This is a genomic window from Nocardia sp. NPDC003693, assembly GCF_053981095.1.
The window spans coordinates 42,304-55,272 of sequence record NZ_JBSFNO010000051.1 but is presented as its reverse complement, the minus strand read 5'-3'; the positions used below and the strand labels follow the sequence as shown (position 1 = coordinate 55,272).

Annotated in this window: 3 protein-coding genes; 2 read left to right on the top strand and 1 reads right to left on the bottom strand. The window is 70.9% G+C overall.

The window, feature by feature from the left end; genetic code table 11:
* Positions 1 to 10,893, top strand: a 10,893-nt coding sequence (locus ACWDOP_RS35235; RefSeq protein ID WP_456348528.1) for an amino acid adenylation domain-containing protein, incomplete at its 5' end; no start/stop codon positions are given.
* Between the two features lie 211 nt (positions 10,894 to 11,104).
* Positions 11,105 to 11,674: a Uma2 family endonuclease gene (locus tag ACWDOP_RS35230; protein WP_456348527.1), complete on the top strand. Its 570-nt coding sequence runs from the start codon at positions 11,105 to 11,107 to the stop codon at positions 11,672 to 11,674.
* 60 nt (positions 11,675 to 11,734) lie between these two features.
* Here the strand turns inward: ACWDOP_RS35230 and ACWDOP_RS35225 are convergent, their stop codons facing one another.
* Positions 11,735 to 12,874 (bottom strand): GDSL-type esterase/lipase family protein, encoded by a 1,140-nt coding sequence (locus ACWDOP_RS35225; protein WP_456348526.1) that lies wholly within the window; start codon positions 12,872 to 12,874, stop codon positions 11,735 to 11,737.
* Positions 12,875 to 12,969: the final 95 nt, after the last annotated feature.

Sequence of the window (12,969 nt, the reverse complement as noted above, 5' to 3'; positions counted from 1 at the left end):
TTGGCGCGCGGGTACTTCGGTCGTGCGGATCTGACCTCGGATCGTTTCGTGGCCAACCCGTTCGAGCCGGGTCAGCGGATGTACCGCACCGGCGACCTGGTGGCGTGGAACGCGAACGGTGAGCTGGATTACCGGGGCCGCACGGACTTCCAGGTGAAGATCCGTGGTTTCCGTATCGAACTCGGCGATATCGAGTCCGCGCTGCTGCGCCAGGAACAGGTTGTCTCGGCCGCCGTTGTCGCACACCAGGATCCGGTGCTCGGCGACCGCCTGGTCGCCTACGTGGTCGGTGCTGCGGGCACGATCGACAAGCAGGCGCTGCAGTCGGCGCTGCTGGCCGAACTGCCGTCCTACATGGTGCCGTCGGTCTTCATGCCGCTGGAGGCGTTGCCGCTCAACGCCAACGGCAAGCTCGACCGCAAGGCGCTGCCGGAGCCCACCTTCGAGAAGGCGGTCTTCCGGGCCCCGGTCACCCCGATCGAGCAGATCGTGGCCGGTGTGTTCACCGACGTGCTGCACCTGGAGAACGGCCGCCTGGGCCTGGACGACGACTTCTTCGCGTGGGGCGGCAACTCGCTGCTCGCCACCCAGGTCGCCGCCCGCCTCGGCGAGGCGCTGAACAGCCGGGTGCCGGTGCGCCTGATGTTCGAGGCGTCCACCGTGGCCGCGCTCGCGGCCCGGGTGGAACACGACGCCGGGGCCGGCGGCCGCAAGGCCCTGGCCGCCGGACCGCGTCCGGACCACATCCCGCTCTCACTCGCGCAGCAGCGCATGTGGTTCCTCAACCGCTTCGACAACCAGTCCGCGGCCTACAACGTGCCGGTCGCGGTGCGCCTGACCGGTGACCTGAACGTGGACGCGCTGCGCGCGGCCATCGCCGATGTCGTTGCCCGCCACGAGATCCTGCGCACGGTGTACCCGCAGACCGAGAACGGGCCGGTGCAGGTCATCCTGCCCGCGGCGCAGGCCGTGCCCGAACTCGAGGTGCGCACCGTGACCGGCGCCGACGCGCCCGCCGCGGTGCTGGCGCTGACCTCGACCATCTTCGACGTCACCACCGAGGTGCCGCTGAAGGTCGCGCTGTTCCGGATCGCGGACACCGCCGGCTCGGAGGTTCCGGAATACGTGCTCGCGCTGGTGATTCACCACATCTCCGGTGACGGCTCCTCGGTCGGCCCGCTGACCCGCGACCTGATGACCGCCTACGCCACCCGCGCCATGGGTGAGACGCCGGGCTGGTCGCCGCTCGCGGTGCAGTACGCCGACTACTCCATCTGGCAGCGCGAACTGCTCGGTGACGAGAGCGATCCGGAATCGCTGGCCACCAAGCAGGTCAGCTACTGGCGCAACGCGCTGGCCGAGCTGCCGGACCAGCTGGATCTGCCCGCCGATCGCCCGCGACCGGCCGTGCAGTCCTTCACCGGCGGCCGCGTCGGCTGGAGCATCGACGCCGAAACCCACCGCGCGCTCATCGATCTGGCGCGCGCCGAGGGCGCGACGCTGTTCATGGTCGTGCACACCGCGCTCGCGGTGCTGCTGGCCCGCCTGTCCGGCACCGACGACATCGCCATCGGCACCCCGATGGCCGGTCGCGGCGAGGCCGCGCTGGACGACATGATCGGCATGTTCGTCAACACCCTGGTGTTCCGCACCCGGGTCGAGGCCGGCGAACCCTTCGCCGGACTGCTCGCCCGCCAGCGCGAGACCGACATCCAGGCGTTCGCGAACGCCGACGTGCCGTTCGAGCGCCTGGTCGAGGTGCTCAACCCGGTGCGCTCCACCGCCAGGCACCCGCTGTTCCAGGTCGGCCTGTCCTTCCAGAACCTGGCCCAGTCCAGCCTGGAACTGCCCGGCCTGACCGTGTCCGGGCTCGATATCGACACCGACATCTCGCAGTTCGACCTGCACCTCATCGCCACCGACCGGTACGCGGACGGTGGTGCGGCGGCGGGGATCACCGGCTTCTTCACCTACGCCACCGATCTGTTCGATCGCGAGACCGTGCAGGGCTTCGTGGACCGGTTCACCCGGCTCATCGGCGAGATCATCGCCGCGCCGCGCATCCCGGTCGGCGACATCGAACTCCTCGCCGCGGACGAGCGCGCCGAACTGCTCGGCGGCCGCAACGCCACCGCGCATCGCACCGACCGCTCCGCGACGCTGGCCTCGATGCTCGACGCCACCGTGGCCGCCATCCCCACCGCCGTCGCCCTGATCGGGCCCGACGGCGCGGTGCTCACCTACGCCGAACTCGGCCGCCGGGTCAATCGCCTTGCCCGGCACCTGATCTCGATGGGTGTGGGCCCGGAGGCGCGGGTCGCGCTGGCGCTGCGGCGTTCGGTCGATCTGGTCGTGGCCATGTACGCGGTCTCGGCCGCGGGCGGCGCCTACGTGCCGGTCGATCCAGACCAGCCCGCCGAGCGCACCGACTACATCCTCGAGACCGCGGCGCCGGTGTGCGTGCTCACCAACGCCGAGGCGCGCTTCACCACCGAGGCCGCACCGCTGGTGCGCCTGGATCAGCTGTCGCTCGATCCCTTCGCGGGCGCGGCGATCGGCGACGGCGAGCGGATCGCGCCGCTGCTGCCGTCGAACACCGCGTACGTGATCTTCACGTCCGGCTCGACCGGCCGCCCCAAGGGCGTGGCGCTGCCGCACGCCGCGATCGTCAACCAGTTGCACTGGAAGACCGCGGAATTCGGCCTGGGCGCCGACGACGCGGTGCTGCTCAAGACGGCCGCCACCTTCGACCTCTCGGTCTGGGAATTCTGGTCCGCGGCGGTCTCGGGCGGCCGGCTCGTCATCGCGGCGCCCGACGGTCACCGCGATCCGGTGTACCTGGCCGAGCTCATGGACCGCGAGCAGGTCACCACCCTGCACGTGGTGCCGTCCATGCTCGACGCGCTGCTGACCGCCGCCGACAACGGTGGCGCGCTGACGAATTCGCTGCGCCGCGTGCTGGCGATCGGTGAAGCCCTGCCCGCCTCGGTGGCGCAGCGGTTCCGCGCCGCCAACCCGGCGGCCCAGCTGTTCAACCTCTACGGCCCGACCGAGGCGGCGGTGTCCATCACCAGCCACCTGGTCACCGACGCCGATCGCGGCTCGGTCTCCATCGGCCTGCCGGAGTGGAACAGCGAGGTCTACGTCCTGGACGCGCGCCTGCGCCCGGTTCCGGCCGGGGTCGAGGGCGAGCTGTACCTGGCCGGCGCGCAGCTGGCGCGCGGGTACTTCGGGCGACCCGATCTGACCTCGGATCGCTTCGTGGCCAACCCCTTCGGGGACGGCGAGCGCATGTACCGCACCGGCGACCTGGTCGCCTGGGCGGGCAATGGCGAGCTGGAATACCGGGGCCGCACCGACTTCCAGGTGAAGATCCGCGGTTTCCGCATCGAGCTCGGCGAGATCGAGTCCGCGCTGCTGGACCTGCCGGAGATCGCGCAGGTCGCGGTGCTGGCCAAGTCCGATCAGCGCACCGGCGACCGCCTGGTCGCCTACCTCGTGCCCGCCGATCAGGGCGCGGGAGTCGATGTCGCACGGGTGAAGTCGGTGCTCGCGGCCGCGCTGCCGTCGTACATGGTGCCCTCGGCCTTCGTGGTCCTGGATGCGCTGCCGCTCAACGTGAACGGCAAGCTGGACCGCAAGGCCCTGCCCGAGCCCGAGTTCGAGACCACCGCCTTCCGGGCGCCCGCGACCCCGATCGAGGAGATCGTGGCCGGGGTGTTCACCGAGGTGCTCGGCACCGAGCACGTCGGCGCGGACGACGACTTCTTCGCCCTCGGCGGTAACTCGCTGCTGGCGACGCAGGTCGCGGCCCGCCTCGGCGCGGCCCTGGACACGCGGGTGCCGGTGCGCACCCTGTTCGAGGCCTCGACCGTGTCCGGGCTGGCCGCCAAGGTCGAGCTGTACGCGGGGGCGGGCAACCGGCAGGCGCTGACCGCGCAGCCGCGCCCGGCCGCCGTGCCGCTCTCGCTCGCGCAGCAGCGCATGTGGTTCCTGAACCAGTTCGACACCGCGTCGGCGGCCTACAACATCCCCGTCGCGGTGCGCCTCACCGGCGAGCTCGACGTGGACGCGCTGCAGCAGGCCGTCGCCGACGTGATCGCCCGCCACGAGACCCTGCGCACGGTGTACCCGCAGGTCGACGGCGCGGCCACCCAGGTGATCGTGCCCGCCGCCCAGGTGATCCCGGATCTGACGCCGGTCGTGGTGGATCCCGCCGAGGTGCGCGATCGCATCGCCGAGATCATCTCCACCGGTTTCGACGTGACCGTCGCCGCGCCCGTGCGCGCCCGGCTGTTCCGCGTCGAGACCCCGGCCGCGCCGGTCGAGGAACCGCGCGGCCATGAGGCGGCCGTGCTGGACGCGGCCGACGCCTTCGAGATGGCGACCCTGCGCGCGGTCGGCGAACAGGCCGCCGCGGCGGTGCTGGGTGCGCGCAGCCGGGTGCCCGAGCGGCCCCCGGTCGAGCACGTCCTCGTCATCGTGGCGCATCACATCAGCGCGGACGGCTGGTCCATGGGCCCGCTGACCCGCGACGTGATGATCGCCTACGCGGCGCGCGCGGCCGGTGTCACGCCGGGCTGGGCGCCGCTGCCGGTGCAGTACGCCGACTACTCGCTGTGGCAGCGCCAGGTGCTCGGCTCGGAACAGGACGCGGACAGCCTCATCTCGGCCCAGGCCGAGTACTGGCGGACCGCGCTGGCCGGACTGCCCGACGAGCTGAACCTGCCGTCGGATCGGCCGCGCCCCACCGCGCAGTCCTTCCACGGCGGCAAGGTGCGGTTCCCGATCGGCACCGCCCTGCACCGCGGGCTGCAGCGCATCGCCCGCGAGCAGAACGCGACCATGTTCATGGTCGTGCACACCGCGCTCGCGGTGTTCCTGGCCCGGCTGTCCGGGACCGAGGACATCGCCATCGGCACCCCGATCGCGGGCCGCGGCGAGGCCGAACTCGACGATGTGATCGGCATGTTCGTCAACACCCTGGTGCTGCGCACCGCGGTGGACGCGGACCTGACCTTCGGTCAGCTCGTGTCGCGCGCCAAGGACGCCGACCTGGCCGCCTTCGCGCACGCGGACATTCCGTTCGAACGTCTCGTGGAGATCATCAACCCGGAGCGCTCGACCGCGCGGCACCCGCTGTTCCAGGTGGTGCTCTCGTTCGAGAACCTGCCCGACAGCACCTTCGAGCTGCCCGGACTGCGGGTCGCCGCCGTCGATTTCGAGAACGACACCGCGAAATTCGATCTGTCGCTGACCATCGCCGAGGCCGGTCCGGACACGGGCATGTACGCCGAATTCGCGTACGCCCGTGACCTGTTCGACGAGAGCACGGTCGAGAAGTTCGCGCAGCGCTTCACCAGGCTGCTCGAGCAGATCACCGCGCAGTCGCAGACCCCGGTCGGGGATCTGGGTCTGCTGGCCGCCGCCGAGCGGACCGAACTGCTCACCCGCACCGGCGCGCCCGCGCTCGCGCCGGCGACCCTGCCGGAGATCATGGCCGCCGCCGTGGCGGCCAATCCGGTCGGCGAGGCCGTGGTCTTCGACGGCATGGTGCTGGGCTACTCCGAGCTGGACGCGGCGTCCTCGCGACTGGCTCGCATGCTCATCGAGCGCGGCGCCGGACCGGATGTGCGCGTGGCCGTTGCCATTCCGCGCTCGTTCGAATCGGTGCTCGCGGTCTGGGCCGTGGCCAAGTCCGGCGCGGCCTTCGTGCCGGTCGACCCGGCCTACCCGGCCGACCGCATCGCGCACATGGTCTCGGACTCCGGCGCGGTGCTGGGCCTGACCGTCAACGCCGAGATCGACGCGCTGCCGCCGGTCGCGAGCCTGGCCGGCTGGATCGCACTCGACGACGCGCTGACCATCGCCGAGATCGAATCGCATTCGCCCGCCGCGGTATCGGACGCCGAACGGTGGTCCGCCATCCGCCCGGCGACCGCGGCGTACGTCATCTACACCTCGGGGTCGACCGGCCTGCCCAAGGGCGTCGTCGTCACCCACGCGGGTCTGGCGAACTTCAGCCGCGAGCAGGTCGAGCGCTACCGCCTCGACAGCTCCTCGCGCGCACTGCATTTCGCCTCGCCGTCGTTCGACGCCTCGATTCTCGAGCTGCTGCTGGCGCTCGGGGCGGGCGGCACGCTGGTCGTGGTGCCCCCGGGCACCTACGGCGGTGACGAACTGGGCGAGCTGATCTCCGGCGAGCGCGTGACCGTCGGCCTCATCACGCCGTCCGTGCTGGCCTCCCTCGAGCCGGCGCAGCTGGCGAGCATGGAGGTCATCATCGCCGGTGGTGAGGCGGTGTCCGCGGATCTGGTGGCCAAGTGGTCGGTGAACCCTGCCGGCCCCCGCCGCTTCCACAACGCGTACGGCCCCACCGAGGCCACGATCGCCACCAACATCTCCGGTGCGCTCGCGCCCGGCGACACCGTCGTCATCGGCGGACCGGTGCGCGGTATGCGGGTCATGGTGCTGGACTCGCGCCTGCACCCGGTGCCCGAGGGCGTCTCCGGCGAGTTGTACGTCGCCGGACCGCAATTGGCGCGTGGCTATCACGCCCGTCCGGGACTGACCGCCGAGCGTTTCGTGGCCGACCCGTACGGCGAACCCGGCGAGCGGCTCTACCGCACCGGTGACGTGGTGCGCTGGCAGCGCGACGCCGCCGGCGACCTCGTCGTGGAGTACGTGGGCCGCAACGACTTCCAGGTCAAGGTGCGCGGTTTCCGCATCGAACTGGGCGAGATCGACGCGGCGCTGGCCGCGCACGAGAGCGTGGACTTCGCGGTCACCGTCGGGCACAAGACCGAGGTGGGCACCACGATCCTGGCGGCCTACGTGCTGCCGGTCGCCGGCGCCGTCATCGACATCGCGGCGCTCACCGAGCATGCCGCGGCGCGACTGCCCGAGTACATGGTGCCGACCGCGATCACCGTGCTGGACCGGATCCCGCTCACCCCGGCGGGCAAGCTGGACCGGCGCGCGCTCCCGGCGCCGGTGCTGGCGCCGCGCGAATTCCGCGCTCCCGTCAGCGATGTCGAGTCCGTGATCGCCGAGGTCTTCGCCGAGGTGCTGGGCGTGGACCAGGTCGGCGTGGACGATTCGTTCTTCGCGCTCGGCGGCGACTCGATCCTGTCCATCCAGCTGGTCTCGCGGGCCAAGGCGCGCGGGATCCTGTTCAGCCCGCGCGAGGTCTTCGAGAAGCGCAGCGTCGCCGGACTGGCCGAGATCGCTGTACTCGGCGGCGACGGCGAGACCGAACGCCTGGCGGAACTGCCCGGCGGCGGGGTCGGTGACGTCCCGCTGACGCCGATCATGACCGCGATTCTGTCGAGTGGCTCCGCGTACCAGCGCTTCTCGCAGTCCATGGCGCTGCGCCTGCCGGACGGCATCGACCGGGCGACCCTGGTCGGCACCCTGGCCGCGGTCTTCGACCACCACGACATGCTGCGCTCGCGCCTGCGCGGAAACGCGGTGGACGGCTGGGAATTCGAGGCGCTCGAGCGCGGCGGCGTGAACGTGGACGCCCTGGTGCATCGCGTCGAACTCGCCGCCGACATCTCCGACGAGGAGCTGTCGCGGGTCGCGAGCGCCGAACTCGACGGCGCGCTGGGCCGGCTCGATCCCGCGAACGCCTCGATGATGCGGTTCGTGTGGTTCGCCTTCGGCGGCGGCCGGGCCGATGTGCTGCTGATCGCCGCGCACCACTTCGTGGTGGACGGCGTCTCCTGGCGCATCCTGATTCCGGACTTCGCGGTGGCGTGGTCGCAGCTGGCCTTCGGGCAGCCGATCGCGCTCCCGGCCAACGGCACCTCCATGCGCCGCTGGGCGCACGCGTTGCTCGACGCGGCCGTCGCGCCGGAACGCGTTGCGGAACTGCCGTTCTGGCAGGGCGTGGTCGAGACCGTCGACCCGCCGCTGGGCGCGCGCGCCTTCGATCCGGCGGTGGACACCTTCGCCACGGTCGACCGCGTCGAGGTCACCGTGCCCGCGGCGGTCACCGACGCGGTGCTCACCTCGATCCCGGGTCGCTTCCGCGGCGGCGTGAACGACGGTCTGCTTTCGGCGCTGGCCATGGCGGTCGCGCGCTGGCGGGCGGACGGCACCGCCGCGGCGCTGATCAAGCTCGAGGGGCACGGGCGTGAGGAAGAGGTCGTTCCGGGCTCGGATCTCTCGCGCACGGTCGGCTGGTTCACCAGCGCCTACCCGGTGCGGCTGGATCTGGCCGGTGCGGATCTCGACGACGCCTTCGCCGGCGGGCGAGCCCTGGGCGACATCGTCAAGTCGGTCAAGGAGCAGTTGCTCGCGGTGCCGGACAAGGGCGTCGGCTTCGGCCTGCTGCGCTACCTGAACGCCGAGACCGCGCCGCGGCTGCGCAGCGTCGGGCAGATCAGCTTCAACTACCTGGGCCGGGTGTCCAGCGGTGAAGTGCCCGAACAGCTCGCGCAGCTGGGCTGGGCGCCGTCCGGGGATCTCGGGCAGCTGGACGCGGACATGGATCTCGACATGCCCGCCAACGCCACCCTCGACATCAACGCGATCGTCACCGACGGCGAGGACGGACCGCAGCTGGGCGCGGCCTTCTCCTTCCCGACCGGGCTGCTGAGCCGCGAACGGGTCGAGGAGTTCGCCGAGCTGTTCGTGGCGGCGCTGACCGCGCTGGCCGAACACGTGAAATCGCCGGACGCGGGCGGATACACGCCGTCGGACATGACGCTGGTGCGGGTGACCCAGGGCGATATCGCCGGCTGGGAGCGCACCTACCCCGCGCTGAACGACGTGTGGCCGCTCTCGCCGCTGCAGTCGGGTCTGCTGTTCCAGGCCATGCTCGCGCAGAGCCGCGGCGTGCTGGACGTCTACACCATGCAGGCCATGCTCGATCTGAACGGCGCCGTCGACACCGAGCGGCTGCGCGCGGCCGCACAGGGCATCGTCGATCGGTACCCGAGCCTGCGGACCGCGTTCGTCACCGACGCCGACGGTCAGGCGCATCAGGTCGCGCTGGAACGCGCGGTCGCGCCGTGGTTCGAGGTCGATCTCACCGATCTGCCCGAGGCCGAACGCATTCCGCGGGTCAAGGAACTGATGGCGGCGGACCGGGCGAACCACTTCGACCTGTCCGCACCGCCGCTCATGCGATTCACGCTGTACCGCACCGGAACCGAGGCGTGGCACCTGGCCATCACCACCCACCACATCCTGGTGGACGGCTGGTCCATGCCGCTGCTCATGCGCGATCTGCTCATGCTGTACGCGGTGCGCGGCGACATCTCGGCGCTGCCGCGCGTGGTGTCCTACCGGAACTACCTGGCCTGGCTGGCCGGGCGGGATCGGCAGGAATCGTTGCGGGCGTGGACCCGTGCGCTGGCGGGGGTCTCCGAGCCCACCCAGCTCGCGCCCGCGGGCAAGGCCGACGAGCAGTACGAGATCGGGCGGCACGTGCTCGACATCGACGCCGAACGCACGCGTCAGCTCGCCAAGCGCGCCGGTGAACTCAGCGTCACGGTGAACACGCTGGTGCAGACCGCGTGGGCCATCCTGGTCGGCAGGCTCACCGGCCGCGGCGACGTCGTGTTCGGCGCCACCGTGTCGGGCCGCCCCGCCGAGCTGCCGGGCGTGGAGTCGATCGTCGGTCTGTTCATCAACACGGTGCCCGTGCGCATCCGCGTCGACGACCGGCTCTCCATCGAGGGCCTGCTCGAGCGGGTGCAGCGCGAACAGGCCGACCTGCTCGAACACCACCACATCGGCCTCACCGACATCCAGCGGCTGGCCGGGGCCGGTGCGGAATTCGACACCCTCGTGGTGTTCGAGTCCTACCCGGTGGACAAGGACGCCATCGCGGCGGCCAGCTCCATCGACGGCATGACGGTGGCCGGTGTCGGCATGAACGACGACACCCACTACCCGATGACCCTGGCCGTCATGGCGGGCGAGTCCGTCGAGATCGTGATGCGCTATCTGGATTCGCGATTCAGCGCCGACGAGGTCGCGATCCTCGCCGCGCGCCTGAACCGGGTGCTGGACGCGCTGCTGGGCGATCCCACCGCCCTGGTCGGCGGCATCGACATCCTCGATGCCGGCGAGCGGGCGCGGATCCTGGCCGACAGCGCGGTCACCACGGGCGATTCGGCCGTGGAGCCGGCGCGCGTGGGCGCGCGCACGGTGGCCAACGTGCTGGCCGAGGTGGTCGAGGAGGATCCGCAGGCGCCCGCGCTGCTCGCGGGTGGTCAGGAGCTGGCCTACCACGTGCTGGACCGGCGTTCGTCCCAACTCGCGCGGTTGCTCATCGACCGCGGCGCGGGTCCCGGCGACATCGTCGCGGTCGCCCTGCCGCGTTCGGTCGACGCCGTGGTCGCGGTGTGGGCCATCCAGAAGGCCGGTGCGGCAACACTGTTCGCCGACGGACTGTCCTTCGGCGACATCCTCGCCGCCGGAGCCAGTTTCGGCATCGCCCAGGATCCGGCCGCCAGCTCCATCCGCTGGCTGGTCCCCGCCGATCCCAAGGTGCAGTCGGATCTGGCGGCCCGCCCCGCCCACCCGGTCACCTACACCGACCGGATCCGCCCGCTGAGCGAGTCCGACCCGGCGTTCGTCCACCGGGCCGCCGACAACACCTGGGCCACCCTCACCCAGGCCGAGTCCCTCGACCGCGCGGCGACCCTGCGCGCCGAGCACGACATCGACTACGAGTCGACGACGTACACGACCGCGACCGCGGGCCCCGCCGCGATAGCCGAGTTCCTCGCCGTCTCGACCGCGGGTGCGCTCTCGGTCCTGCCGACCGGCGACCTCGCCGCCGATCTGGAAGAGGGCGAGGTGACCCACTGGTTCACCCGCCCCGGCGATCCGGTGGCGGAAGCGGGCGAGGAGATCCGGACGATCGACACCCCGTGATCGGAGCCGGTGGCGGTCATCCGACCGCCACCGGAGCCGTTGCCACGGCCACGCACCGCCGAGTGGAGCCGCAGAGATTCTGCGTTATCGGCGCGTCGCGAAAAGGATCTCGTTAGCCTCGGGGCAGCTCAGGGGGCGGATTTGCCCCGACGCTCCGAGGTCGGAGGTGGTTGCGGTGGCTATGCCGGTCTATGAGGCCGACAATTCGGGTATGCACGTTCCCGATTCCGATCGCTGGACCGCGGCCGACCTCGATCATCTGCCCGAGAACGGACTGAGGTTCGAGGTACTCAATGGTCAGCTCGTCGTGAACGCCGCGCCGAAACCCCGCCATCAGTGGCTGGTTCGCTGGTTGGGGCGGGCGCTGGACGATGCCCTACCAGAGGGGTATTTCGTCATCGAGGGCGTGGGGGTGCTCATCGGTGACGACGAACCGATTCCCGACCTGATCGTCGGGACCGGGGCGATTCCGATGGATGATCGAGGGATCCCGGTCGATCAGATCGTGCTCGCGGTCGAGGTCGTATCCGCGTCCACTACCGTGCAGGATCGGCTGGCCAAGCCGCTGCTGTACGCGGAGGCCGGAATTCCGAACTACTGGCGCTTCGAGGTCAAACCCTTCAAAGGGCAGTTGCCGGGTGAGTCGCTGCCCGTGCTCTTCGCCTACACGCTGGGGGAGAGCGGCGAATACGGTGCGGAACAGCGCATCTCGGGTGGTGCGGCGCAAACCCTGAGCAGCCCTTTCGAATTCACGCTGGATCCGGCGACGCTGCTGCCCTGACGGCGCGAGGCCGCCCGTCCGGTGCGATGTACCGGGCGGACGGCGGTGCGATACGAAGGGTCAGACAGCCATTGCACGACGGGGTTGCAGCGCGGAGAGATTCGCGGTCTCGGCCATGACGCGGGCGCCGGCGTCGTTGAGGTGCATGCCGTCCCCGCTGTCGTAGTCGGGGTGGATGTGGTCGGGGCGGGCCGGGTCCTCGACGGCGGCGGCCACGTCGAAGACGGCGTCGAACACCGGCGTCGTGCGGAGCCAGGCGTTGACCGTCCGGCGCACGGGGATGCCCTCGGCGACCGTCAGGCCGGGGTAGATCGCGCCGGCGAACGGGCCGATGGTGTTGGCGTACACGGGGAGACCGGCGGCGCGGGCCCGTTCGGCCAGGGCGGTGAAGCCGGCGATCAGGTCCTCCGGTGCGGCGGCGCCGGCCAGGATCAGATCGTTGATGCCGAAGTTGAGCCAGACGGCGGCCACCCCGGGGACGGCCAGGACGTCGCGATCGAACCTGGTCAGGCCGCTCTCGCCGATCTGATCACTGAGCAGGCGGTTGCCGGAGATGCCCTGGTTCACCGTCCACCCGTGCGGCAGTAGCGCATTGACGACGTCCACCGAGCGGCGATTGGCGCCGGGGGTGGAACCGACGCCCTCGAACCAGGAATCGCCGAACGCGACCAGGACCGGGGTGGCGGCGTCGGTGAAAACGTCCACGCCCGTGAGGAAGTAGCGGCCGGTGGTCTCCTCGGCGTCGGGCAGGGCGGGCGCGGCCGTGTGGTCGCCGGGGGCGATCCAGCCCGATTCACCGGGCAGCTGGGAGAACGCGGCGAGGCCGGTCGGCTCCGGGAAGTACAGGCTCAGCGCGATGTCCGTACCGGCGGTTACCGCCAGATCGATGGGGTCGCTGACGATTTCACCGCCCGCGGGGATCCGCGCCGTGGCCGAACCCGCGAAGCGCACCACCCGACCCGCGACCCCGTCGACCTCGTGCTCCCCGATACGTGGCGCGATGCGCGCCGCGCCGATCACCACATCCTGTGCGGCGTACCGATTGCCGAGCCGCACCCGCAGTCGGGTGCCGTCTCCGGCCAACCGAACCACCTGCCGCAGCGTCTCGCCGGCGAAGCCGCGCGGTTCCGCCAGTCGAATCTCCTCGGCCGGATTCACCAGCGGAGTACGGAAGGCGGCGACCCAGTCCTGTGCAGTCATTGCGAAACCTCATTTAGTTGCTGTGCGGAATATTGCTTGAGCAACAACATACGGGAAATGTTCCGCATGTCAACTATCCGCAGGGCAACTTTATG